General features: G+C 58.6%; 21 protein-coding genes and 1 pseudogene. 7 read left to right on the top strand and 15 right to left on the bottom strand.

All coding sequences use genetic code 11. From position 1 onward, the window contains the following. Window position 1: 1 nt before the first annotated feature. From RHN82_RS20095 to nasR, 7 genes are all read right to left on the bottom strand, one after another. On the bottom strand, window positions 2–1,420 hold the full coding sequence (locus tag RHN82_RS20095; protein WP_047051582.1) for a YchO/YchP family invasin: 1,419 nt from the start codon (window positions 1,418–1,420) through the stop codon (window positions 2–4). A gap of 171 nt (window positions 1,421–1,591) precedes the next feature. Beyond that, window positions 1,592–4,069 (bottom strand): nitrate reductase, encoded by a 2,478-nt coding sequence (locus RHN82_RS20090; RefSeq protein WP_047051583.1) that lies wholly within the window; start codon window positions 4,067–4,069, stop codon window positions 1,592–1,594. Next, on the bottom strand, window positions 4,066–8,052 hold the full coding sequence (gene nirB, locus RHN82_RS20085; protein WP_072190032.1) for a nitrite reductase large subunit NirB: 3,987 nt from the start codon (window positions 8,050–8,052) through the stop codon (window positions 4,066–4,068). Before nirB ends, RHN82_RS20090 begins: the two co-directional genes overlap by 4 nt. A 12-nt stretch (window positions 8,053–8,064) precedes the next feature. Next, window positions 8,065–8,853: an ABC transporter ATP-binding protein gene (locus tag RHN82_RS20080; RefSeq protein WP_047051584.1), complete on the bottom strand. Its 789-nt coding sequence runs from the start codon at window positions 8,851–8,853 to the stop codon at window positions 8,065–8,067. Between the two features lie 9 nt (window positions 8,854–8,862). Further along, complete coding sequence (gene ntrB, locus RHN82_RS20075; protein WP_047051585.1) at window positions 8,863–9,741, bottom strand: nitrate ABC transporter permease; 879 nt, start codon at window positions 9,739–9,741, stop codon at window positions 8,863–8,865. Window positions 9,742–9,743: 2 nt separating this feature from the next. Then, the gene (locus RHN82_RS20070) at window positions 9,744–10,991 is read right to left on the bottom strand and encodes a CmpA/NrtA family ABC transporter substrate-binding protein (RefSeq protein ID WP_047051586.1); all 1,248 of its coding nucleotides are present in this window, start codon (window positions 10,989–10,991) and stop codon (window positions 9,744–9,746) included. Between the two features lie 228 nt (window positions 10,992–11,219). After that, window positions 11,220–12,392 carry a nitrate regulatory protein NasR gene (gene nasR, locus RHN82_RS20065; RefSeq protein ID WP_047051587.1) on the bottom strand — a complete coding sequence of 391 codons (1,173 nt, stop codon included), beginning with the start codon at window positions 12,390–12,392 and terminating at the stop codon, window positions 11,220–11,222. 73 nt (window positions 12,393–12,465) lie between these two features. Here nasR and RHN82_RS20060 point away from each other — a divergent pair. From RHN82_RS20060 to RHN82_RS20050, 3 genes and pseudogenes are all read left to right on the top strand, one after another. After that, window positions 12,466–12,818 (top strand): annotated as a pseudogene (locus RHN82_RS20060) (DsrE/DsrF/TusD sulfur relay family protein). A gap of 106 nt (window positions 12,819–12,924) precedes the next feature. Next, window positions 12,925–14,709 carry a methyl-accepting chemotaxis protein gene (locus tag RHN82_RS20055; RefSeq protein WP_047051588.1) on the top strand — a complete coding sequence of 595 codons (1,785 nt, stop codon included), beginning with the start codon at window positions 12,925–12,927 and terminating at the stop codon, window positions 14,707–14,709. Between the two features lie 194 nt (window positions 14,710–14,903). Further along, entirely contained in the window at window positions 14,904–15,143 is a 240-nt protein-coding gene (locus RHN82_RS20050) for a hypothetical protein (protein ID WP_015570352.1), read from the top strand. Window positions 15,144–15,173: 30 nt separating this feature from the next. On the opposite strand, the gene RHN82_RS20045 is transcribed toward RHN82_RS20050, so the two are convergent. After that, a complete protein-coding gene (locus RHN82_RS20045; RefSeq protein ID WP_047051589.1) occupies window positions 15,174–15,869 on the bottom strand; it encodes a gamma-glutamylcyclotransferase in 696 nt (231 codons plus the stop codon). A gap of 177 nt (window positions 15,870–16,046) precedes the next feature. Further along, window positions 16,047–16,277, bottom strand: a complete 231-nt coding sequence (gene chaB / locus RHN82_RS20040; protein ID WP_048982011.1) for a putative cation transport regulator ChaB — start codon at window positions 16,275–16,277, stop codon at window positions 16,047–16,049. Window positions 16,278–16,545: 268 nt separating this feature from the next. On the opposite strand from chaB, the gene chaA reads away from it, so the two are divergent. Beyond that, window positions 16,546–17,646 (top strand): sodium-potassium/proton antiporter ChaA, encoded by a 1,101-nt coding sequence (chaA, locus tag RHN82_RS20035; RefSeq protein ID WP_003856672.1) that lies wholly within the window; start codon window positions 16,546–16,548, stop codon window positions 17,644–17,646. A 115-nt stretch (window positions 17,647–17,761) separates the two neighbouring features. On the opposite strand, the gene kdsA is transcribed toward chaA, so the two are convergent. The 6 genes from kdsA to hemA are packed head-to-tail and all read right to left on the bottom strand — an operon-like array spanning window position 17,762 to window position 23,065. After that, complete coding sequence (kdsA, locus tag RHN82_RS20030) at window positions 17,762–18,616, bottom strand: 3-deoxy-8-phosphooctulonate synthase (protein WP_032653866.1); 855 nt, start codon at window positions 18,614–18,616, stop codon at window positions 17,762–17,764. A gap of 36 nt (window positions 18,617–18,652) precedes the next feature. Continuing rightward, window positions 18,653–19,462 (bottom strand): invasion regulator SirB1, encoded by an 810-nt coding sequence (sirB1, locus tag RHN82_RS20025; protein ID WP_006810913.1) that lies wholly within the window; start codon window positions 19,460–19,462, stop codon window positions 18,653–18,655. 3 nt (window positions 19,463–19,465) lie between these two features. Beyond that, entirely contained in the window at window positions 19,466–19,858 is a 393-nt protein-coding gene (gene sirB2 / locus RHN82_RS20020) for an invasion regulator SirB2 (protein ID WP_017384257.1), read from the bottom strand. Next, entirely contained in the window at window positions 19,855–20,685 is an 831-nt protein-coding gene (gene prmC / locus RHN82_RS20015; protein ID WP_047051591.1) for a peptide chain release factor N(5)-glutamine methyltransferase, read from the bottom strand. Before prmC ends, sirB2 begins: the two co-directional genes overlap by 4 nt. Then, entirely contained in the window at window positions 20,685–21,767 is a 1,083-nt protein-coding gene (prfA, locus tag RHN82_RS20010) for a peptide chain release factor 1 (RefSeq protein WP_023296764.1), read from the bottom strand. The genes prmC and prfA overlap by 1 nt, the downstream gene beginning before the upstream one ends. 41 nt (window positions 21,768–21,808) lie before the next feature. Beyond that, complete coding sequence (gene hemA, locus RHN82_RS20005; protein ID WP_003856666.1) at window positions 21,809–23,065, bottom strand: glutamyl-tRNA reductase; 1,257 nt, start codon at window positions 23,063–23,065, stop codon at window positions 21,809–21,811. Between the two features lie 201 nt (window positions 23,066–23,266). On the opposite strand from hemA, the gene lolB reads away from it, so the two are divergent. The 3 genes from lolB to prs all read left to right on the top strand — a co-directional run bounded on the left by lolB (window position 23,267) and on the right by prs (window position 25,817). Next, entirely contained in the window at window positions 23,267–23,878 is a 612-nt protein-coding gene (lolB, locus tag RHN82_RS20000; RefSeq protein WP_003856665.1) for a lipoprotein insertase outer membrane protein LolB, read from the top strand. Beyond that, on the top strand, window positions 23,875–24,744 hold the full coding sequence (gene ispE, locus RHN82_RS19995) for a 4-(cytidine 5'-diphospho)-2-C-methyl-D-erythritol kinase (protein ID WP_047051592.1): 870 nt from the start codon (window positions 23,875–23,877) through the stop codon (window positions 24,742–24,744). Before lolB ends, ispE begins: the two co-directional genes overlap by 4 nt. Before the next feature lie 125 nt (window positions 24,745–24,869). Beyond that, window positions 24,870–25,817 carry a ribose-phosphate diphosphokinase gene (gene prs, locus RHN82_RS19990; RefSeq protein WP_003856663.1) on the top strand — a complete coding sequence of 316 codons (948 nt, stop codon included), beginning with the start codon at window positions 24,870–24,872 and terminating at the stop codon, window positions 25,815–25,817. Window positions 25,818–25,897 lie beyond the last annotated feature (80 nt).

The raw sequence follows: 25,897 nt of genomic DNA, 5'->3' as shown, positions 1-25,897 counted from the left end.
CTTACTCATCCGGCAGCAACTTCCACCGTGGATCGTCGGCAGGCATTGCGACGAGCGGTTGCACCACGGAAAGCGTGATCTCATTGGAGGAGACACGCTGCCCATCCTTATCTTCCACCACGGCCGTAAGCCGCCATGCGTTTTTCGCCCCTTCTGAATCATCCCATGCAGGCATGATCACACTCCAGCCATCGCTGCTGTTGCCGTTTGCCGGTGAGGTCAGGCTGAGCGCCTGGGTATCACCCAGCCAGTGGATCTGCCGGATACCGTGCTTGCTGCGAATTTGCAGCTTAAGCATCACCGTTTCGCCTGGCTTAAGATCCCACGGCGGCGTGGCAAGATATACCGAGAGGGTTTTGCGCTGACGAAATTCCATCACGGGCAGATTATCGCGCTCAGGTGAATCATAGCGACTGCCCCGCAGCGAGCGCGTCGCCGCCACTTCCCCGGCGGAAAGCTGTTTCGCCAGCGGCACGCCAAAACGATAGTTGAGCTTCAGCCCGAGGTTATTCTGGCTAACGCCGCTCTCCCCCTGCTTATGGGCAGCCGTCAGGGTGACCAGCGGAACGGGGGTATAGTTCAGCCCCAGGTTGACCGCAACCGGGTTGTGATACCCCGTACCGCTGTTAAACAGATCGACGTTATCGCCAAAATACTGTTCAAAGCTGACGCTGGTGTTCAGGTGATGAAACCAGGGAAGCCAGGCTTTGGCCGTCACGTCGTACCCGCGCGCCATGCGCTGCTCGCGGATGTCGGAACGCGGCTGCCAGCCAGCGAACGGCTGGTAGTAATTGGCCGACAGGCGCAGGTTTTCGCCCCACGCCTCTGCGCCCAGCCCGGCACGTTGCAGGTTGTCTTCCAGCAGGTTGTCGTAAAAGGTGTTGTAGCCCAGCAGCCAGTTTCCGGCAACCCAGCGCTGCCCGATCCCGACGTTGCTCACCAGCCCGTCTGTCTGCTGCGTCAGACCAAGCTGGCTCCAGCTCAGATAACGGGTGTTGTCGTTCCAGGGGATAAACCAGCTTCCGCTGCTGCCGTTAAAGTTGCCGTCGTCATCCACCAGCACATTGACATTGGCGTTTCCCCAGGGTGAAAGCCAGGATTCAATCTGCTCGTTGACTTCCCCGCTGACGACATCCCGCACCTTGCCAAACGCGAACTGTCGCGCCTGCTGCCCGGCCGTCAGGCCGTTATCGGTCATACTGGCTTCACCGAAGGCCTTTGCCATTTCAGCCAGATGCTTTTCGCCTTCGCTGGTCGGTTGCGCCATACCGAGATCCGGCAGGCTATCGCCGTTATTATCAAACGGATTTTGCGCCTGCTGCACGAAGGATTTCGGCGCACCGTGAACGGCTCCAGCCGTAAAAAGGGGGAGTAACAGCAAAAAACGGATGCGGGACGATACAGCCTTCAACGTCGTCAATCAGAACCTGTGTTTATGAACAAACACTTATTATGTTAACGCCATAAGCCCTGAAAACCAGTCTTAACAGAAATTTCAGGAATATCCTGAAAAGATTCGTCGGGTGGCGGCTTCCCCTTATCCGATCTACAAATTCGTACCAGTGCAAAGCCGCCACCCGACGCCCTTACACTATCCCAACAGCCCTTTCAGCTCCGGCACGCAGGAGCCGCAGTTCGTACCGCAACGCAGCTTCACGCCCAGCGCTGCGGCAGAATCACAGCCTCCGGCTATCGCCTTACGTATCGTATTTTCACCCACGCTAAAGCAGCTACAGATAATTCGCCCGGGATTGGCATCTTCGCCCGGCCGTTGTCCGTGCAGCAGCGCATGGCGTTCAGCGAGTGGTACGGGCGCAGCAGCAAAGGCTTCTTCAATAAACGCATGCGCCAGCGCTGGCAGCGTATGGCCCTCCCAGTAGCCCAGCATCAGCTCGCCGTGATGCCAGGCGAGCACGCTGCTGCGTTCTCCCGTTTGTGCCACCTGTAACTGCCAGCCCCGACCGCTGGCGTACGCCATGACCCACGACAGTAACGGCTGCTCCGCCGCCACCGTCAGCCGTGAGGCTTTACGCCACCAGCAGACCGACGGCGGCAGCGCTGGCAGCTCCCGGGCATACAGTTCCCCCTGCCAGGCCGGTAGCCAGGGCAGGATCCTCACCGCGGTTTGTTTACTCTCCGGCTGGCCTGACCCGGCATCAACCCGCCCTTCCACCAGCGCGTTGACCTTTCCCTGCCTGGCAAATTGCGCGTTCCAGTGCATCGGCGCAAACAGCTCGCCCGCACGCTGCGCGGTGGAGATACGTACTCTGGCAACCATCACTCCGCGCGGGGAGCTTACCCGCGCCAGCTGGCCGTCAGTCAGCCCGGCGCGCGCCGCATCGGTTGCGTTCATCTCAACAAAAGGCTCATCGATATGCTGCATCAGGCGCGGAACATACCCCGTGCGCGTCATGGTGTGCCACTGATCGCGGATCCGCCCGGTGTTCAGTATCAAGGGGTACAATTCGTCGACGCTGGCCCCATGCGGGGACGGGTCAACCGGAACAAGCGTTCGTTGCGGGAACTCACCGGCATGCCACTGATACGGCGCCAGCGCGTCCCACGCCTCTCGCGTCAGCGACGCCAGTTCGCGCAGGTTTAGCGCCCGTTGGCCGTTATTTTCAAACGCCGTCAGCGCCGCATGCTCACAAAATATCTCCTGAGGGTGTTCCCAGGCGAAGGCATCGCCATAACCGAGCTGCTCTGCGATCCGGGCGATGATCCACCAGTCCGGTCTGGCCTCGCCCGGCGCAGGCAGAAAGGCGCGCTGGCGGGAGATACGGCGTTCAGAATTGGTCACCGTGCCGTTTTTCTCGCCCCAGCCCAGGGCGGGAAAACGGATATGGGCAAACCGGCTGGTGTCCGTCTCCTGCATCACCTCAGATACCATGACCAGCGGGCAGGCCGCCAGAGCCTGGCACACCGCGTGGCTGTCGGGAAGTGACACAGCAGGGTTGGTGCCCATGATCCACACCGCCTTCACCTCGCCGCGGGCAATAGCGTCAAACAGTTCCACCGCCATCAGGCCCGGGGTCTGCGCCAGCCGTTCCGTTCCCCAGAAACGCGCCACGCGCGAGAGATCGTCCGGCTCGAAGTTCATGTGCGCCGCAAGCTGGTTCGCCAGCCCGCCCACTTCCCGCCCGCCCATGGCATTTGGCTGTCCGGTCAGTGAAAACGGGCCGCAGCCCGGACGGTTGAACTTCCCGCTGGTAAGATGCACGTTAATGATGGCGTTGCACTTGTCGCTGCCGCTGGAGGACTGGTTAATCCCCATGGTGTAGAGCGTGATCGCGCGTGGCGCAGTGACAAACCAGTCGTAGAAGGTGCCAATTTCATCTGAAGGCAGATCGCAAAACGCCGCCACGCGAGGGATCGGCCACTCGCCGCGCCCCTGGATCAGATTGAGCAACCCCACAAACAGCCCGGCGTCGCTGCCGGGCCTGAGCGCGAGGTGGAGATCGGCGATATCGCAGGTGGCGGTTTTACGCGGATCGATCACGACCACTTTCATCTGCGGATTGTTGTGTTTTGCCTGCACCAGCCGCTGATACAGCACCGGATGCGTCCAGGCCGCGTTTGAGCCAACGAGTACCACCAGATCGCTGTTTTCCACGTCCTCGTAGCTGCACGGCACCACGTCTTCACCGAAGGCGCGCTTGTAGCCCACCACCGCCGACGACATGCACAGCCGCGAGTTGGTATCAATGTTCGCCGCCCCGATAAAGCCTTTCATCAGCTTGTTGGCGGCATAGTAATCCTCGGTCAACAGCTGGCCGGAGGCATAAAACGCCACCGCCTGCGGCCCCCATTCGTTGATGATGTTCCGCAGCCGCTCGCCCGCTTCGCCCAGCGCCTGCGGCCATGCCACCTCCCGGCCATCGACAACCGGGCGCAGCAGGCGTCCCTGTAGCCCCGTGGTTTCCCCGAGGGCAGATCCTTTTACGCACAGACGACCGAAATTCGCCGGATGAGTTTCATCCCCCCGAATGCTCACCTTTTCACCGTCTGCGCTGGCGACCACGCCGCAGCCCACCCCGCAGTAAGGGCACGTTGTCCGGGTTTCCGTCATGAGGCCTCCGCGCGCATCACCAGCTCTTCATTTCCAACCCACACCTTGCCGTTTTCGATTTTTACCGGCCAGGCACGCACCGCAGGCGCCCCGCTCTCAGCCTGACACCCGTCGCGCAGACGAATACGTTGCTTGTAGAGCGGCGAGATCACCACCGGTTCCCCCGCCGCATCACCGAGAATGCCGCGTGAAAGCACGTTCGCGCGGCTGCCCGGCTCCCGATCGTCGAGGGCATAAACGGTTTTGCCAAAGCGGAACAGCGCAATCGGTTTGCGCCCAAGATGCGCGCCAATGCCCGCCTGCTCCGGGATCTCGTCGATATTACAAATTTCCTGCCAGCGCTTGTTCTCCTCCGCGGCGGGGACATTCACCGCGGTGCGGAACAGCGCCAGGCGGTCAGGATCGTTAAGGGTGGTTTGCCATTCGCACTGGTAGGTCTCCACCACCCGGGCCATCTCCTGCTCCAGCTCGTGGACGATCCCCAGGCTGTCGTTGAGGATCACCTCGCGCAGATAGTCGAGGCCGCCTTCCAGGTTATCCATCCAGGTACTGGTGCGTTGCAGACGATCTGCCGTGCGAATGTAGAACATCAGGAAACGGTCAACGGTGCGGATCAGCGTTTCGTCGTCCAGATCGCTGGCGAAGAGGTCCGCATGGCGCGGCTTCATCCCGCCGTTGCCGCACAGATAGAGGTTCCAGCCTTTGTCCGTGGCAATCACCCCCACGTCTTTGCTCTGCGCCTCTGCGCACTCACGGGTACAGCCGGAGACCGCCATTTTGATTTTGTGCGGCGCGCGCAGCCCCTTGTAGCGGTGCTCCAGCCTGACCGCGAGGCCGGTGGAATCCTGCACGCCGTAGCGGCACCAGGTCGACCCGACGCAGGATTTCACCGTGCGCAGGGATTTCCCGTAAGCATGTCCGGTCTCAAACCCGGCCTCCACCAGCGCCTGCCAGATTTCCGGCAACTGTTCGAGCGTGGCGCCAAACAGGTCAATACGCTGCCCGCCGGTAATTTTGCTGTAAAGGCTATAGCGTTTCGCGATCTGGCCGATGGCGATCAGCCCGTCGGCGGTCACTTCACCCGCAGGCATCCGCGGGACGATGGAGTAGGTTCCGTCTTTCTGAATATTGGCGAAATAGCGGTCGTTGGTGTCCTGCAACGGCAGATGTGCCGGTTTCAGCAGATACTCGTTCCAGCAGGATGCCAATACCGATCCCACCAGCGGTTTACAGATCTCGCACCCGTGCCCCTGACCGTAGCGGCTGATAAGCTGGTCGAAGGTGCGGATATGGTTGACGCGCACCAGGTGGTAAATCTCCTGACGCGAGTACGGGAAGTGTTCGCAGATATCCTTTTTCACCTCCACGCCCTGCGCCGCAAGCTGGAACTCCATCACCTGCTTCACCAGCGCGCTACAGCCTCCGCAGCCGGTCGCCGCTTTGGTGCACTGCTTAATGGCGCCGATATCCGTTGCGCCCGCGCTTACCGCCTGGCAGATATCCCCTTTGCTGACGTTATGACACGAACAGATCTGTGCGCTTTCCGGCAGCGCCGCCACGCCCAGCGCTTTCGGCGCGCTGCCTGACGACGCGGGTAAGATCAGCGTTTCCGGCTCTTTTGGCAGGCTGATGCCGTTGAGCATCATCTGCACCAGCGTGGCGTATTCGCTGGCATCGCCCACCAGCACGCCACCCAGCAGGGTTTTGCTGTCGTGGCTGACCACAATTTTTTTGTAGATTTGCTGCGGCCCGTGCGTCCACTGGTAGCTCAGCGCCCCCGGCGTGCGCCCGTGGGCATCGCCAAACGACGCCACATCCACGCCCAGCAACTTGAGTTTGGTACTCATATCTGCGCCGGTGAAGCGCTTCTCCTCACCCGCCAGCACAGCGGCGGCCACGCGCGCCATCTGGTAGCCTGGTGCCACCAGGCCAAAGATTTTCCCCTCCCACAGCGCGCATTCGCCGATGGCAATCACGTCCGGATCGGAGGTCCGGCAGCCGTCGTCAATGCAGATCCCGCCGCGCTCGCCGACAGCCAGCCCGCTGCTGCGCGCCAGCGCGTCCTGCGGCCGAATACCGGCAGAGAAGACCACCATGTCCGTTTCCAGCTGCTCGCCATCGGCAAAGCGCAGCACCAGCCCGTCGTCTGCGGTGGCAATCTCCGTCGTCGATTTACTGGTGTGCACCCCTACGCCCAGCGCCTCAATTTTCTTGCGCAGCATTGCCGCGCCGTCGCTGTCGAGCTGCACCGCCATCAGATTTGGCGCAAACTCCACCACGTGAGTTTCCAGCCCGAGCTGCTTAAGCGCATTTGCCGCCTCCAGCCCCAGCAGGCCGCCGCCAATCACCACGCCACGACGCGAGCCTGCCGCATGGGCCGCAATGTTGTCCAGATCGTCGAGGGTGCGGTAGACAAAACACCCCGGCAGATCGTTGCCCGGAACGGGCGGTACGAACGGGTACGATCCGGTCGCCAGCACCAGCTTGTCCCAGTGGATCTCATGGCCGCTGGCGGTACGCACTACGTGTGCATCACGATCGATAGCGACGATCTGCTGCGAGAGGCGCAGCTCAATGCCGTTATCGGCAAAGAACTCCCCCGCCACCAGCGAGAGCGAGTCCGCGCTGCGTCCGCCAAAATATTCCGACAGATGCACGCGGTCATAGGCCGCATAGCGCTCTTCGCCAAAAACAATAATCTGATATTGCTGATGCAAATTGCGGTTAACGCAGTCTTCGAGGAAATGATGGCCGACCATACCGTGCCCAACCACCACCAGAGTAGGTTTTGTCATAGCGTTCTGTCCTGCAACCTGCGGTTGCGTTGTGAAACGATCGAACAGCCAGTCCGCGTGGGCGGGCGCAGCCGTTGCCAGTAAATCGGTAAAGGTTGCCGCGCTGCGGCAGTCACCCATCAGCAGCACGCCAGCCAGCGCCCCCTGATGGATGAGTAAACGTCGATAGTGACGGGTCAGCGGGTCCCATGAACTCCAGACCACATCGTCCGCCTGCGCCGTCGCGCGTCCGAGGCTGAACAGCGCCACACCGGTCACCTTAAGGCGCACGCCATTGTCGGTCAGGGTAAACGACGCGGTGTTCTCCCCGGCCAGCCGCGCGGCAAGAATATCCGCCTGCGCCAGACAGGGGGCGACCAGGCCAAACGTCTGGCCGTCAATTTCGCAGCACTCGCCGATGGCGTAGATATCCGGCACGGAGGTTTGCATCTGCTGATCCACCACGATGCCGCGCGCGCAGCGAATGCCGCTGGCTTTTGCCAGCGCGACGTTGGGCTGCACGCCTGTGGCCATGACCACGCGCGTGGCGGCGATGCGGCGTCCGTCGAGCAACGTCACGGCATCGTCAGCGATGGCGGTGATGCCGGAGGCGAGTTCACAGCGTACGCCCCGCGCCGCCAGCGCCTCGTCAAGCAGCAGTCCCGCCTGCTGATCCAGCTGCTGTTCCATCAGCCACGGACCGCGATGCACGAGCGTGACGTTGTCACCGTGTCGCGCCAGCGCTGCCGCGGCCTCCACGCCGAGTACGCCGCCGCCCAGCACTACCGCCGGTCCGGAGATATTCCGGATGGCGCGGGTCTCTGCCAGGGTGCGAAAGGTGAACACATGCGGCGCATCGCCCCCGGGGATCGGCGGCACGACAGGGGTAGACCCGGTGGCAAAAACCAGCGCATCCCAGCCCAGCGTGCGAGCAGAGGTATGCACTTCACGCGCGTTGACGTCTACTGCGAGCGCCTTTTCTCCTCGCAGCACCTTCACGCCTCGTGCCGTGTACCAGTCTTCATCGTGCAGACAGATGTGCTCCGCCTGCTTTTCACCACCCAGCACCGGCGAAAGCTGGATGCGGTTGTATGCCTGCTCCGGCTCGTCACCGATGACGGTGACAGCGAAACGACCGGGAACACGCCCGGTGAGCGACGCAATCAGCCGGGTTGCCGCCATACCATTACCGATAATGACCAGTCGCATCGTGCCCCCTCATTACGCCGCTTTCGGCTGTTTTTCGTAGAGGAAATGGAGGATCTGCTGGCGCATGTGGTGATAGCGGCTGTCGTCCGCCAGCTGCACCCGGTTGCGCGGGCGCGGCATATCGACGCGCAGGATCTCACCCACGGTGGCCGCCGGGCCGTTGGTCATCATCAGTACTCGGTCAGAGAGCAGTACCGCCTCGTCCACGTCGTGTGTGATGAGCACGATGGTGGTGTTCAGCGCCTGCTGGATCTGCATTACCGAGTCCTGAAGATGGGCGCGCGTCAGCGCATCGAGCGCGCCAAACGGCTCATCCATCAGCAGCACTTTCGGCTTCATTGCCAGCGCCCGGGCAATCCCGACGCGCTGCTTCATGCCGCCGGAGATCTCCCCTGGGCGCTTATGCAGCGCGTGGCCCATCTGCACCCGGTCGAGGTTGTGTTCAATCCACGCTTTGCGCTCGGCCTTACTCATGGTGTGACGGAAGACCTGATCCACCGCCAGCGCCACGTTGTCGAAGCAGGTCAGCCACGGCAGCAGCGAATGGTTCTGGAACACCACCGCGCGCTCGGGCCCCGGCCCGGCGATTTCGCGGTTATCGCAAATCAGCCCGCCTTCCGTCGGCAGCGTGATCCCGGCGATCAGGTTTAACAGCGTCGACTTGCCGCAGCCGGAGTGACCAATCAGACTGACGGTTTCGCCCTCGTGGATATCAAAAGAAACGTTTTGCAGCGCCAGAAACTCGCCGCTGGCGGTGGAAAAACGCTGGCTCACGGCCTGGACCTGAATTAACGGTTTCATCTTCACTCCTTATTTTTCCTGCCAGCTAAAGCGACGGGCGATCAGCATCAGCCCCTGCTCCAGCAGCAACCCGACCACGCCAATGATGACGATGGCGATGAGAATGTTTTCGACGTTGAGGTTGTTCCACTCATTCCAGATCCAGAAGCCAATGCCTAAACCTCCGGTGAGCATCTCGGCGGCGACAATCACCAGCCAGGCAATGCCAATGGAGAGACGTACCCCGGTGAGCACCGCAGGCAGCACGGCGGGGAAAAGAATGCGGCGCATGATGGTCCACTCGGAGAGTTGCAGCACCCGGGCTACGTTGAGGTAGTCCTGCGGAATACGGCGCACCCCTTCGGCTGTATTAATGACCATCGGCCAGATGGAGCAGATAAAAATGGTCCAGCTCGATGCAGGCTCCGCCTTCTGGAACAGCAGCAGGCCGATAGGCAGCCAGGCCAGCGGGCTGACAGGACGCAGGAGCGCGATCAGCGGGTTGAACATGCGGGAGAAAAAGGTGAAGCGGCCAATCAAAAAGCCCAGCGGAATGCCCGCCAGCGCCGCCAGACCAAAGCCGATGGCGACGCGCTGCAACGACACCAGCACGTTCCAGCCAATGCCCATATCGTTTGGCCCGTCGCGATAAAACGGATCGGCAAACAGGGTCATGGCCGAATCAAGCGTGCTGAGCGGCGTCGGAAAGCCTTTACTGTTTATCGCCGCCAGCTGCCAGAGCAGCACCAGCAGGCCGAGACCGAGCAGCGCCGGGATGACGCGCTGTAAAAAGTCATTCATCCGGCGCGTAAAGGCTGGCGCACGACGGCGAACCTGTAGCGGAGGCAGGACAATCACTTCCCCGCTCTCTGACGTCTCTTGTGGTTTTGTATTTTGCAGATGCTGCATACTCAGGCCCCTTTACGGTGAATGGCGAAGCGGTTGGCGTACCCTTCCGGATCGGTGCCGTTCCAGACGGTGCCGTCCATCAGGGTGCTGCTGCGATACGGTGATGACGGTGTGGACATGCCGCCCACGGCGGTCGCGGCCTCCTGCCAGACCGCGGTCTGGTTAATGCGCTGTGCAATACCCGCGTAATCCGGCGCGGCGTTGAGCAAGCCCCAGCGGCGGAACTGGGTTAAGAACCACATCCCGTCGGAGAGATACGGGTAGCTCACGGCTCCCTCGTTGAAGAAACGGATCGGGTGCGCATCCTGCCAGCGCTGACCGACCCCGTTGTCGTACTCGCCGAGCATACGTCCGGTGAGATACTGTTCCTTGCAGTTGAGCCAGGCGCGGCGCGAGAGGATCTGCGCGGTTTCGCGTTTGTTTTCCGCTGACGCCTCGATCCAGCGCGCGGCTTCCATCACGGCGCTCACCAGCGCCCGTGCGGTGTGCGGATTTTTCGCCACCCAGTCGCGTCGGGTGCCGAGGATCTTTTCCGGGTGATCGGCCCAGATGGACTGCGACGTGGCGGCGGTAAACCCGATGCGGTCGTTAATCGCCCGCGCGTTCCACGGCTCGCCGACGCAAAACCCGACCATGTTGCCAATGCGCATGTTCATCACCATCTGCGGCGGCGGCACCACCACGGTGCGGACGTCGTCAAAGGGATTGATGCCCGCGCTGGCCAGCCAGTAGTAGAGCCACATGGCGTGCGTCCCCGTCGGGAAGGTATGCGCGAAGGTGTAGGTTCCCGGCGCCTGCTGCCCAATCAGTTTTTTCAGCCCGTTGAGGTCACGAACGCCCTTCTCCGCCAGATCGCTGGAGAGCGTAATGGCCTGTCCGTTCTGGTTGAGGGTCATCAGGTTCGCCATCTGCTGCGGCTTGCCCGCGATACCCAGCTCCAGACCGTACAGCAGGCCGTAAAGAATGTGTGCAGCGTCCAGTTCACCCGCCACCAGCTTGTCGCGCACCGCCGCCCAGCTCGCCTCTTTGGTCGGCACAATGGTAATGCCGTGTTTTTTATCGAACCCTTTCAGAGCCGCGATAACCACGGGCGCGCAATCGGTCAGGGGGATAAACCCGATACGTACGGTATCCTGCTCCGGCTTATCTGACCCCGCCGCCCATGCGGCCTGCATGACACCCGGCAACAGCATCGCACCACTCGCCAGCATGCTGGCCTGCAATAACCGCCGTCTCGACAAATCCGCCATAATTGCTCCTGAAAAAAGGCAAAAAAAAGCGCCCGACGGTGCTGAAGCACCGCTGGACGCCTTTATCCCGAAGACGCATGCACCGCCGTTGGCGCATCGTCGAAAATGGTTAATTTGTTAATGCAAAGGTAATGCCAGCTTTACATCCCCGCTATTACGGGGGTTTCTGCAAGAAGAGCGCTGTTTTACGCACCTCAATCAGGCATAAATTGCCCACTGACTGTGCAACTACTCCCCAGGGGGTATCTTCCACAGATTTTTCACCGTGAGCAGCGCACGGGCGATATCCACCATGCGTTGGTTTTTATCCATCGCCATTTTGCGCAGCGCACTCCACGCCTGCTCCTCGCTCATGTTCTGGTGCGTCATCAGCACGCTTTTGGCTTTGTCGATGGTCTTACGCTCCTCCAGCGTGTCGCGCAGGGAAGCAAGCTGACGGGAGAGTTGCTCAATTTCACGCGCCTGCTGGCGCACCAGCGGCAGCAGCGGTTTATCCGGAAATCGCGCCAGGATATCGTCGTGCTCATCATCTGCGTACAGGTTTTCGCTATAGCGACGCTCCTCAACTGCCGTCATCAGATCGGCAATTGCCACCTCTTCCAGCGTGCGCAGGTGCTCAAGGCGCGCGGTTTGCAGGGCAAACCATTTGAGGGCGGTATCGCCGTTATCTGCCGGAGGCTGACGGGTGCACGCTTCACGCCTGAGTTTTTCAGTCTCCAGATCCGGCAGGCAGTTGAGGGTAAATGACTCCTGCACGTCTGGAGTGCAATGGGAGATAAAAACCTCAAAGCAGGCCTGCTGGCCATCAATGCGATCCACCAGCCGCTGGCGGGTTTCATCGTCAAAGAATCCCTGGGTGAAACCAATAGCCCCCAGCGCCCGCTCTTGTCCCACAAGTTCTTTGCCCTGCATCAGGCTGTAAAGGGCCACAAATCGGCCCGCGATGTGCGGATCGTCAATGCTGTCGCTGAGTTGAGGCACGATACTAAGCAGATGACGCAGTATGCGGCTGTAGTGTTCCATCGCCTGCGGCGCGGTGACGCGCTGACCTGTAACGCCATCACGCAGCGCCGTCAGCGTCTCAAGGCCGTGCAGTGCGCTGGCAATGCGTTCGCAGAGGGCGCTGCCCGGCAGCGGTTCGTTAAACAGCCGGTGCAATACAGCAAGGTTTTCATCCACCAGGGCCCTGCTGGCCTTGCATTCAGGCGCGTACAATTTGCCCTGCGAGCAGAGCCAGACATTTGACGCACCGCGCTCGCACTGTAGCATATGCACCAGTCGACTGATGCCGTTCACCAGTGCGCCCAGCTGCGCCAGTCTGCCGAGCTGTTCCTCGCGCAACATTCTCGCACGCTGGAACCATTCGGTTGCGCCATGGGAACTGCCAGCCACTATCGTCATCGTTTCTCTCCCCGATACGTATTCTTCGGTACGAGAAGCAATATTCGTGCCTTTTCAAAGAACAGGAGTCAACATGCAGAAGATTGTGATCGTCGCCAACGGTGCGGCCTATGGCAGGAATCCCTTTTTAACAGCCTGCGCCTGGCAATCGCGCTGCGCGATAAGGAGAGTGAGCTGGAGCTGCGCCTCTTTTTGATGTCCGACGCCGTCACGGCCGGGCTGAAGGGGCAAAAACCCGCAGAGGGCTACAACATTCAACAAATGCTGGAGATTCTGACCGCGCAAAACGTTCCGGTCAAACTGTGCAAAACCTGTACCGACGGGCGCGGCATTACCGGGCTGCCGCTGATTGATGGTGTGGAAATTGGCACGCTGGTCGAGCTGGCTGAATGGACGCTTTCCGCCGATAAAGTATTAACTTTTTAATAATAACCCGCGAAAAATATTATTTTCTTATGGACGCGGTTTCAGCATCAAGTTTACCTGCGCCGTTGCCGATAGGCATGGAAACAACACAGCAGGTATTACACTTATGTTCAGATCCATTCGCGCCCGCATCATTGCCGCGACGACAGGCTGTCTGGTCGTCGCCCTTCTTCTTAATACCATTATTAACTTTCAGGTCACGCGCCAGGATAACCAGCAGTCGCAGCGCGATATTCTGACCAGCACCAGCGCCAGCCACAACATGGCGATTGCCGACTGGGTGAACAGCAAAATGACCGTCATCACCTCGGCGCAGCCAGTCGCGCTCAGCGACGATCCGGTTCCGGTGTTTAAACAGCTTGCGCTGGCGGGTGGATTCACCAACGTCTACGTGGGTTATGCCAGCAAAACGGCTAAATTTTCTGACCCAACCGGGGTACCCGCTGATTACGATCCCACCCTTCGCCCGTGGTATCAGCAGGCCGTCAGCGCTGATGGTCCGGTAGTGACTGCACCCTATGTGGACGCGGGCACCGGGAAACTGGTGGTGACGTTCGCGGTACCGGTTAAAGAGCAAGGCGCCCTGAAAGCGGTGGTGGCGGGCGATGTGGCGATGGACAGCGTGGTAGCTAACGTGCGCGGTATTCACCCGACCCCGGCCAGCAGCGGACTGCTTCTGGACAGCAACGGCACCGTTATTGCCGGAAGCGATCCTGCGCTGACGCTTAAGCCTTTTACGGAGACGATCAAAGGGACCGATTTTGCCGCCCTGAAAAGCGGCAACCTGGTTGACGGAACGTTTAACGGACGTGAAAAAACGTTCCTGGCCACCGCCGTACCGGGGACGCACTGGCTGCTGGTTGTGGCGCTTGATAATGGCGATGCCACCGCCGGGATGCGGTCATTGCTTAAAGCATCTGCACTGTCTCTGGCGATCCTCGCCCTGCTGAGCGGTGCCCTCATGCATCTCCTGATTGCCCGCCTGCTTAAGCGGCTGTCCGGTATCCGTGACGCGATGAACAGCATTGCCAACGGTACTAACGATCTGTCGCAGCGTCTGCCGGATAAGGGGGGCGATGAAGTGGCGCAAATCGCGCAGGCATTTAACGCCTTTAGCGATAAGCTTTCTGTGGTGATGGTCCAGCTGCGTGATGCCAGCGCCTCAGTGAAAAACGCCGCGCATGAGATCGCGGCGGGTAATCAGGATCTTTCCGGGCGTACCGAGCAGGCGGCATCAAGCCTTCGCGAAACCGCCAGCGCCGTGGAAGAGATCACGGCCTCCGTCACGCAGTCAAACGAGTCGGCAGCAGAAGCGAATGAACAGGCGAGCAAGGCCTCTGCCGCCGCATCCCGTGGAGGCGACGTCGTCGCTCAGGCCATCAGCACCATGCAGTCCATCGAACTAGCTTCCGCGAAAATCGGCGATATCACCAGCGTCATTGACGGCATCGCCTTCCAGACCAATATCCTGGCGCTTAACGCCTCGGTGGAAGCGGCGCGTGCCGGGGAACAAGGCCGTGGGTTCGCGGTCGTTGCGGGGGAAGTACGTAACCTGGCCAGCCGCAGCGCTCAGGCAGCGAAAGAGATCAAATCCCTTATTGACTCCACTACCGAAAGCGTTGCAACCGGCTCCCGGTTTGTGCACCTTGCGGGCGACAGCATGGATGAGATCCGCGCCAGCGTCGGGAGCGTGTCTGGCATTATGCGTGAAATATCCATTGCCACCCGGGAGCAGATGAAAGGGATCCATGAGATTAACCACGCGGTGACGCATCTGGATCGCATGGTGCAGCAGAACGCCGAGCTTGTTGTACAGTCTGCTGCGGCAGCCAGCGCCCTGCAAAGCCAGGCGGGCGACCTTGCTGAGACCGCAGGCCATTTCCGCATATAATTTTTCCCGGACGCGCGTTAAGCAGGGAAAACGCGCGTCCGCTGAAAGGTTTCAGGGATTTTGTCATTTTTGTTTAATCGTTGCGCCATTTTTTGATCGAAATCAGCATCCCACCCCTGCCCCTTTGGTGTTATGAAACGAGTAAATTGTGAACAACATCACGCTCGGGATGGGCAAAAACGACGGGGTATAAAATGGCACGAGTTAAAACAAGTCTGAAACTGTTTGGCGGGGATACGGTAGTGGTGCGTTGCTCAGAGCGTTGCCGCATCCATCTGATGAGTACAAAAGGACAGAAGCAATCGCAGGCAGATATCCTTACTGTCCAGGACGATAAGGCCTGGCTGACGGTGCCTTACACCGGCACCTGGGATGTGCTGATCGACAGCCACAGCCAGTCGCTCGAACATTCCGTCAGTTACGTGGCGGCATAACCGTAAACGCCCGGCCAGCCGGGCGTATTATCAGGCAAAACCCGGTCGCAGCGTATTGCTGAGCGGGTTCCCTTCCAGCAGCGCTTTCACCTTCACCACCAGCTCACTCAGACAGTCGTCCTGCATACCGAGACGCGTCAGCTCCTGATCGAGCGAGAAAAGGTACTGGGTGTTAGTGCCCAGCGGTCCACTGGCGGCGGCAATCAGCGGGGCAATCACCTGGGTTCGGGTGTCGGCTTCATACAGCGGATGGCGCGGATCCATAATGAACACCAGCGCGTTGACGGTGCGCCCGTCATCCAGTTCCAGCTTGCACCAGCTGGGCATATAGCAGCCGGTGATCATCTCGCGCTTCCACAGCAGCGTCAGCTCATCTTCCAGCGTGGTATCCGGCAGCCGGTATGCCACGCCCGTGGTGCGCCCGCCCTCTTTTAGTGCAAGCATGCGTCCAGGCTGACACGCGCTGCCGCGTCCGGCGGTCAGGCGCAAACAGAAGGCGCGGTGCCAGCCAGGCAGCGTTCCGGTTGCCGATTCAACAAATTCGAGCGCCGGGTTCCACATCAGCGAGCCGTAACCAAAGATCCAGACCGGGCCATCATCCGGGCGGCAGGCCAGCGTTGCCGCAAGCGACGCCGCACGTTGTTCAGCCGACCACAGAAGCGATTCCTCAATAGCACCAAATGCCGTCTTACAATCTGCCTTCATCAAGAAATCACGCGTTAACACATTCCACCTCCGCCACTGCATGCTTCCTTGCGACATCTTTAATGCGCCTTCCCGGCATTCTGTGCTGTTCATTTTAACAGCAGTTGAGCAACGATAAGCAATTCGCGGGCCAGATGCAATACAGCGGCAGGTCAACCGCCTGAAATGTCAAAATGGAGGTAGCGTATTATTCGACGGCTATTTCTTTTTGTGCCATTTATCATCGTCCCCTTTCTCATAGTCATTTTTCACGGCGGCCCAGGCCACCTTATGCGCCGTCTCTTCACGGCTGGCATCGTCCCGGCGATCTTCTTTATCTTTGTACTGATCCCAGGCGCTGTTAAAGGCTTCTTTGTAGATATCCTGGGCGTGGGCAGGCAATACGTTTTGCACGTTCTCCGGTAATTCGCTTTTCGATTTGTATGGCATCGTTAACCTCTCTTTTGGCTAAAAGATAAGTGTGGACGACGATACGCCAGCGTGCCACCCGACAGGGAGAAGTGAACAATTTAAAAATACAACGCATTGTTATTAAACAATTATTTCATGGAGATAAGTCATTATAAGCCTCAGACATAAAAATTATCAGAAAGGGTAAAATTAAGTAAAAAACACAGGGTATTTAACAAATTTCTGTTAAATTAATACCCTCAAAATCTATCTATAATTACAAGCACCTGCACTGTTGGAGAAACACATGACAGCAACACACGAGGCGGTAAAAACCCGCCACAAGGAGACCTCTCTCATTTTCCCGGTTCTGGCACTGGCTGTGCTGCTCTTCTGGGGAAGCAGTCAGTCATTGCCAGTGGTTGTGGGGATCAATATTCTGGCTCTGGTGGGTATTTTAACCAGTGCATTTAGTGTGGTACGCCATGCGGATGTTTTAGCCCACCGTCTTGGCGAGCCGTATGGGTCATTAATTTTAAGCCTTTCGGTTGTGATTCTTGAGGTCAGTCTCATTTCCGCATTAATGGCTACCGGCGACGCCGCGCCAACGCTAATGCGCGATACGCTCTACTCCATCATTATGATTGTCACCGGCGGCCTGGTCGGTTTTTCACTTTTATTAGGTGGTCGCAAATTTGCCACCCAGTACATGAACCTCTTTGGCATTAAACAGTACCTGATCGCCCTGTTCCCGCTGGCAATTATTGTGCTGGTCTTCCCGATGGCGCTGCCGGGCGCCAATTTCACCACCGGCCAGGCGCTGCTGGTGGCGCTGATTTCCGCGGCGATGTACGGCGTGTTCCTGCTGATCCAGACCAAAACGCACCAGAGCCTGTTTGTTTACGAGCATGAAGACGACGGCGACGACGATGACCCGCATCACGGTAAGCCGTCGGCCCACAGCAGCGCGTGGCACACGGTTTGGCTGATCGTGCATCTGATTGCCGTTATTGCGGTCACCAAGATGAATGCGAACCCGCTGGAGGCGCTGTTAACTGAACTGAACGCGCCGGTCGCCTTTACCGGTTTCCTGGTGGCCCTGTTGATTCTGTCGCCAGAAGGCCTGGGAGCGCTGAAAGCGGTGCTCAATAATCAGGTGCAGCGGGCGATGAATCTGTTCTTCGGCTCCGTTCTGGCGACCATCTCTCTTACCGTTCCGGTGGTGACGCTGATTGCATTTATGACGGGGAATGAATTGCAGTTTGCGCTGGGTGCGCCAGAGATGATTGTGATGGTGGCATCCTTGCTGCTGTGCCAGATTTCCTTCTCCACCGGCCGCACCAATGTGCTGAACGGCGCGGCGCATATGGCGCTGTTTATTGCGTATCTGATGACGATATTTGCGTAGCCTTTTTGCCCAGCGGCGCTTCGCTTGCAGGGCCTACGGGTTTTGTAGGCCGGGTCAGCGCAGCGCCACCCGGCAATATGCCCCATAAAAAAACCCGCCGAAGCGGGTTTTTTTATTAGTTGCTGGTATCCAGCTCGTCGAAGCTCTTCACCAGATCGTCAATCGCTTTGATCTGTTTCAGGAACGGCTCCAGCTTATCCAACGGCAGCGCGGATGGACCGTCGCATTTCGCGTTAGCCGGATCCGGGTGCGCTTCAATGAACAGACCCGCCAGGCCGGTTGCCATACCGGCGCGGGCCAGTTCGGTCACCTGCGCACGGCGCCCGCCAGATGCGGCGCCAAACGGATCGCGGCATTGCAGGGAGTGGGTAACGTCGAAAATCACCGGAGACTGGTTAGAGACGTTCTTCATCACGGTGAAGCCCAGCATATCCACAACCAGGTTGTCATAACCGAAGTTTGAACCACGGTCGCACAGGATCACCTGGTCGTTACCGCCTTCGATAAACTTGTCGACGATGTTACCCATCTGGCCTGGGCTCACGAACTGCGGTTTTTTCACGTTAATCACGGCACCGGTTTTCGCCATCGCTTCTACCAGGTCAGTCTGGCGAGCGAGGAACGCCGGAAGCTGAATCACGTCTACCACATCAGCCACGGGCTGTGCCTGAGACGCTTCGTGCACGTCGGTGATCACTTTCACGCCAAACGTCTGTTTCAGCTCCTGGAAAATCTTCATCCCCTCTTCCAGGCCCGGGCCACGGTAGGAGTGAATGGAGGAGCGGTTGGCTTTGTCAAAAGAGGCTTTAAACACGTACGGGATGCCCAGCTTTTGGGTCACGGTCACGTAGTGTTCGCAGATGCGCATAGCGAGATCGCGGGATTCCAGCACGTTCATACCGCCAAACAGCACGAACGGCAGGTCGTTTGCCACGTTGATATCACCAATGCTAACCACTTTTTGTTTCATAGGATCGCCTTATTCAGGTGTGAATCGGAATTAAGATTAATGCAGTGTAATGTGTTTATGCGCGATCGCGTTGATCTGCGCTCGGATCATCTCGCTGATCGGGTCTTCCGGACATTGCTCGACGAAATAATTCAAATCATTCAGCGCCACGTGCTCGCAGTCGAGCTGCGCATAAATCAGGCCGCGGTCGCGGATTTCGTACGGATCTTCCGGATTGAACTGCAACAGCACTTCGCTTGCGCGCAGGGCCAGCTCCATCTGACGCTCTTCCATCAGCGCAGACTTCAGCGTATCCAGGAGCTTGCGGATCACTTCGGCGTTATCGGCTTCATCAAGATCTTCATTGAACAGCTCAGCTATCGGGCTGATGTTGCCTTTCAGCCAGACGTCCAGCGTATGCTCATCCAGCGTGTCGCCGTTAAACGGATTGATTAACCACATCTCACCGTCCAGCCACTCCGCCCGCAAAATCATCTGCGTCGGGAAAATGACCGGCACCAGTGGAATATCCAGCTCGTGCGCAACCCACAGTAAAATGGCGCCCAACGCGACGGCACTGCCCTGACGATTTTTCAACACCTGGTCCAGCCACAGTGCGTCAGACAGGCGGTACACGCCTCGCGTGTCGCAGAAACCCCATTCGCCGTAGAAAAGCTCAATTAGCTTCTCTAATTGCCAGTCCTGCGGACGTGCCTGATTGATCTCTTCGCGCGCCAGGCTGACCAGATTCTCCAGTTCAGCGTAAACGTACTGTGACGTAAAATCGTCGCGGATCATCTCTGAAATCAGGATCATACCATCGCAGAGCGGCACTTTGTTAAATTCGAAATCGGCTAAGGACCTCATGACTTACCCCAGTAACGGTATTCTTGTGGTGGCGAGTTTAATGATGATGTACAGCACCACCAGACCCAGCAAAAAGGCGATAAACCCTGTCTGCTGGCTGCGCGGACGATGACGCCCAAGCGCGATAAAACCCAAAACGATGTAGATGATAACGCCAAACAGCTTTTCAGTCAGCCATGCGCCTTTATCAGTAAATGGCAGATAGCCGGTTTTCCACATTAACCCGGCTCCGGAAAGGAACAGCACCGTATCGATACAGTGCGGGGCGATGCGTACCCAGCGGGCGTTAATCAGCGGATTGTTGCTGTAGCGCCACCAGTAGCGGGCAATGAAAAAGCCGATGGTCAGGGCAACGGAAACCAGGTGAACGGAGATCAGCAGCGTAAACAGGCTCATGACCACTGCCCCAGCGTCAGACGTTCATTGCCGCCGTAATCCCGGCAGGTTTCCACGGCAGCGTATCCGGCACGCGTAAACAGCGCTCGCACCGCCTCTCCCTGCGTCCAGCCATGTTCCACCAGCAGCCAGCCACCGGGAAGCAAATGTTGTCGTGACGTTGTCACAATGTGATCGAGATCCGCAAGTCCCTCATTCGCAGCGACCAGCGCGGTCAACGGTTCAAAACGCACGTCGCCCTGCGCGAGATGCGGATCGTCTTCGTCGATGTAGGGCGGATTGCTGACAATCATTTCGAACATGCGGCTTTCAAGCGCAGCAAACCAGCTGCTTTGCAGAACGGAAACATTGTTCAGCCCCAGCCGTTTAACGTTGCGCCGCGCGAGGGCGACCGCATCCGGCATCACGTCTACCGCCGTCACGGTGCAGTCCGGCCGCTCGCTGGCAAGCGCCAGCGCAATCGCGCCGGTGCCGGTACCGAGATCGAGGATCTGACACGGCTGCGCTGGTAACCGCGCCAGCGCCTGCTCCACCAGACACTCGGTGTCCGGGCGCGGGATCAGCGTGGCCGCTGAGACGTACAGCGGAAGTGACCAGAACTCGCGTTCGCCAACCAGATGCGCCACCGGCTCGCCGGTTTTACGGCGGGCAAGCAGCGTCTCCAGCTGCGATAGCTGTTCAGCGGTTAGCGCGGTTTCGCCGAAAGCCAGCAGATACGTGCGGGCTTTACCCGTCACATGCTCAAGCAGAATTTCGGCGTCGCGCTTCGGGCTTTCACTTGCAGAAAGCTCACTGGCGGCATGGCGTAACCAGCGCTGAAAATCCATTAATCCTGCTCGGACAGTGCCGCCAGCTGGTCGGCCTGGTATTCCTGCACGATAGGCTCAATCAGCATATCGAGCTTGCCTTCCATCGCCTCATCCAGACGGTAGAGCGTCAGGTTGATGCGATGGTCGGTTACGCGACCCTGCGGGAAGTTATAGGTACGGTTACGGTCGCTACGATCGCCGCTGCCCAGCAGGTTACGGCGGGTAGAGGCTTCCGCCTGCTGGCGTTTCGCCATTTCAGCCGCGTGGATACGGGCGCCCAGCACGGATAGCGCTTTAGCCTTGTTCTTGTGCTGGGAACGTTCATCCTGACACTCAACCACAATCCCGGTGGGCAGGTGAGTAATACGGATAGCGGAGTCGGTGGTGTTAACGTGCTGACCACCTGCCCCTGAAGAGCGGAAGGTGTCGATGCGCAGATCCGCCGGGTTGATATCCGGCAGTTCCGCTTCTGGCAGCTCCGGCATCACCGCCACTGTACAGGCTGACGTATGAATGCGTCCCTGTGATTCTGTCGCAGGCACGCGCTGCACGCGGTGACCGCCGGATTCAAACTTGAGACGACCATACACGCCGTCGCCGCTGATCTTGGCGATAACTTCTTTGTAGCCGCCATGCTCGCCTTCGTTGGCGCTCATGATCTCCACGCGCCAGCGACGGGATTCGGCATAACGACTGTACATACGGAACAGATCCCCGGCGAACAGCGCCGCTTCGTCGCCGCCGGTACCGGCGCGGACTTCCACAAAGGCGTTACGCTCATCGTCCGGATCTTTCGGCAGCAGAAGCACCTGAAGCTGCTGCTCCATCTCTTCTGAACGCGCTTTCGCGTCCTGCAACTCTTCCTGCGCCATCTCGCGCATCTCAGGATCGTCAAGCATCATCTGCGCGGTTTCGATATCTTCCTGGACCTGTCGCCAGTCGGTAAAGCATTTTGAAACATCACTTAACTGCGCGTATTCACGCGACAGCGCGCGAAAACGTTCCTGGTCGGCAATGATCCCGGCATCGCCGAGCAGCGCCTGGACTTCTTCATGGCGCTCGTGCAGAGCTTCCAGTTTAGCGACGATAGAAGGCTTCATAGGCGTAAATGCACCTTGTCTTAGAAAATGGGTATAGGGCGCTATTCCAGCCCGAGGCTGTTGCGCAGAATTGTCAGGCGTTCATCGTCCCCGTCACGGGCAGCCTGCTGAAGAGATTTGGTTGGGGCATGGATCAGGCGGTTGGTCAGTTTCCAGGCCAGATCCTGCATAATCGCCTGCGCGTCGCCGCCCTGCTCAAGGGCCGCCAGCGCTTTGGCCGTCAGGTCATCACGCACCTGCTCCGCCTGACCGCGGTACTCGCGGATAGTCTCGCTGACGCTTTGCGCGCGCAGCCAGGCCATAAATTCGCTGGTTTCCTGTTCAACGATGGTTTCCGCCTGCACAGCCGCCGCCTTACGCTGGGCAAGGTTGTGCGAAATGATGCTTTGCAGGTCATCCACGCTGTACAGGTAGGCGTTCGCCAGTTTGCCCACTTCCGGTTCGACATCACGCGGAACGGCGATATCCACCAGCAGCATCGGCTGATTGCGGCGGGATTTCAGCGCACGCTCGACCATCCCTTTCCCGATAATCGGCAGCGGGCTGGCGGTAGAACTGATAATAATGTCCGCCTCTTTCAGACGTTCATCGATGTCGCTCAGCGCAATCACCTCTGCGCCCACTTCATCTGCCAGCACCTGCGCACGTTCGCGGGTGCGGTTGGCGATGATCATCTTCTTCACCTTGTGTTCGCGAAGATGGCGCGCCACCAGCTCGATGGTTTCGCCCGCTCCCACCAGCAGTACGGTGACGGTCGACAGGGATTCAAAAATTTGACGGGCAAGGGTACAGGCCGCGAAAGCAACCGAAACCGCACTGGCGCCAATGTCGGTTTCGGTTCGCACACGCTTCGCCACGGAGAATGACTTCTGGAACATTCGCTCCAGTTCGCTGGCTTTCAGATGCCCTTTCTGGGAATCCGCGAAGGCTTTTTTCACCTGGCCGAGGATCTGCGGCTCGCCCAGCACCAGCGAATCCAGACCGCTGGCCACGCGCATCAGATGGCTGACCGCATCGTTATCCTGATGCCAGTACAGACTGTTGCGCAGCTCTTCTTCGTTGAGGTTGTGGTAGTCACATAGCCAGCGGATCAGCGCCTCGTGCAGGTTGTCCTGCTCTTCTACGCTCAAATACAGCTCGGTACGGTTGCACGTCGACAGCACCACGCCACCCTGCACCATCGGCTGTGCAAGCAGGCTGTCCAGCGCCAGGTCGAGCGTATCCGGCGAAAACGTAACGCGTTCTCGCAGTGAAACCGGGGCCGTTTTGTGGTTAATACCGAGTGCTAATAGGGTCATGTTGAGCGGGAGTAGTACCAGCGTTAATAAGGTTAGCAGGACGCATCATACAGGATGCGCGAGATCAATAAAAGAGACTGCCCCCTTTCGGAGTAATAGCTTACGCCACGCTTTGAGATAATTTGAACGTAGACGGTGGCACCCTTCAACGCTAGCATTAACAGTTATAACTGCAACGTATCTCAAGGATTTGTCATCATTATGACCCGAATGATTCGCCTGCTGCCTCTGGCGGCCCTGGTTCTGACCGCCTGTTCCGTTCATCAGCCGAAAGGCCCGGGCAAAAGCCCTGACTCACCGCAGTGGCGTCAGCACCAGCAGGACGTGCTGAAATTAAGCCAGTATCAGACCCGCGGTGCATTTGCTTATCTCTCTGACGAACAAAAAGTTTACGCTCGCTTCTTCTGGCAACAAACGGGTCAGGACAACTATCGCCTGCTGCTGCTGAACCCGCTGGGCAGCACCGAGCTGGAGCTTAACGCGAAGCCTGGCGAAGCGCAGATCACCGATAACAAAGGCCAGCACTACACGGCAACCGACGCCGAAGAGATGATTGGCAAGCTGACCGGAATGCCGATTCCGCTCAATAGTCTGCGTCAGTGGATCCTTGGCCTGCCGGGTGACGCAACCGACTATACGCTCGACGATCAATACCGTCTGAGCCAGGTGAACTACACCCAGGGCGGTAAAACCTGGAAAGTGGTGTACAGCGCGTATGACAGCAAGACGCAACCGTCGCTGCCGTCCAATATGGAGCTGACGCAGGGTAGCCAGCGTATCAAGCTGAAAATGGACAACTGGATCGTTAAATGATGACCCACTGGCCCTCTCCCGCAAAACTGAACCTGTTTCTCTACATTACCGGGCAGCGCGCTGACGGCTATCACACCCTGCAAACCCTGTTTCAGTTTGTCGATTACGGCGACACCATCTCCATCGAACCGCGTCAGGACGGGCAGATTTGCCTGCTGACGCCGGTCGACGGCGTGGCGCATGACGATAACCTGATCGTGCGCGCTGCTCGCCTGCTGATGAACACGGCGTCGACGTCGGGTCGTCTGCCAGCGGGAAGCGGTGCGGATATCCGTATCGACAAACGCCTGCCGATGGGCGGCGGTCTTGGCGGCGGCTCATCAAACGCCGCAACTGTACTGGTGGCGCTTAACCACCTCTGGGGCTGCGGTCTGACGACGGACGAACTGGCAGCGTTAGGATTGACGCTGGGCGCCGATGTACCGGTGTTTGTGCGCGGCCACGCGGCATTCGCTGAAGGTGTCGGTGAAATCCTCACGCCGGTCGATCCGCCGGAAAAATGGTATCTGATCGTTCACCCTGGCGTGAGCATTCCTACCCCGGTCATCTTTAAAGATCCTGACCTGAAAAGAAATACCCCGGTACGGTCAATAAAAACGTTATTAAATTGTGAATTCAGCAACGATTGCGAGGATATCGCAAGAAAACGTTTTCGCGAGGTTGATGCGGTGCTTTCCTGGCTGTTAGAATACGCGCCGTCGCGCCTGACCGGTACAGGGGCCTGTGTCTTTGCTGAATTTGACACCGAAACCGCCGCCCGTCAGGTGCTTGAGCAAGCGCCGGTTTGGCTGCATGGTTTTGTAGCACGCGGGATGAACACCTCCCCCCTACAGCAGGCCATTCTGGCGCAGACTGAGTTTCGGTGACAACGTCACCCTGTTCCAGACGTTGCATCGCGCTCTTTAATACACCGCCTGGATAGCGTTTGCTTAGGCCCCGCAGTTTGCGGCGAACGCTATCCACCACTGGACGCATGCCTGAGGTTCTTCTCGTGCCTGATATGAAGCTTTTTGCTGGTAACGCCACCCCGGAACTAGCACAACGTATTGCCAACCGCCTGTACACTTCCCTCGGCGACGCCGCTGTAGGTCGCTTTAGCGACGGCGAAGTCAGCGTACAAATTAACGAAAATGTACGCGGTGGTGATATTTTCATCATCCAGTCCACCTGTGCTCCAACGAATGACAACCTGATGGAATTGGTTGTTATGGTCGACGCGCTGCGTCGTGCTTCTGCTGGCCGTATCACTGCTGTTATTCCTTACTTTGGCTATGCACGTCAGGACCGTCGCGTCCGTTCCGCGCGTGTGCCAATCACCGCTAAAGTTGTCGCTGACTTCCTGTCCAGCGTCGGCGTTGACCGCGTACTGACGGTTGACCTGCACGCAGAGCAGATCCAGGGCTTCTTCGACGTGCCGGTTGATAACGTATTCGGCAGCCCAATCCTGCTGGAAGACATGCTGCAACTGAATCTGGACAACCCGATTGTGGTTTCTCCGGACATCGGTGGCGTGGTACGTGCGCGTGCTATCGCGAAGCTGCTGAACGATACCGACATGGCGATCATCGACAAACGCCGTCCGCGCGCTAACGTTTCTCAGGTGATGCACATCATCGGTGACGTGGCTGGCCGTGACTGCGTGTTGGTGGACGACATGATCGATACCGGCGGTACGCTGTGTAAAGCCGCTGAAGCGCTGAAAGAGCGTGGTGCGAAACGCGTATTCGCTTACGCCACTCACCCGATCTTCTCCGGCAATGCGGTAAACAACCTCCGTAACTCCGTCATTGACGAAGTTGTGGTGTGCGATACCATCCCACTGAGCGACGAGATCAAAGCGCTGCCAAACGTGCGTACGTTGACTCTGTCCGGGATGCTGGCCGAAGCGATTCGTCGTATCAGCAACGAAGAATCCATCTCTGCAATGTTCGAACACTGATCGAACACGGCCAAAAAAACCCGCTACGGCGGGTTTTTTTGTTTATAGTATTTATTTGTATGACTTATGCCTCCTTCACC

This window comes from Enterobacter cloacae complex sp. EB5, assembly GCF_031432835.1.
In the GTDB taxonomy this organism is placed as follows: Bacteria; Pseudomonadota; Gammaproteobacteria; order Enterobacterales; family Enterobacteriaceae; genus Enterobacter; species Enterobacter hormaechei_C.
The sequence above is the reverse complement of the archived record's forward strand: the minus strand, read 5'-3'. Positions and strand labels throughout refer to the sequence as shown.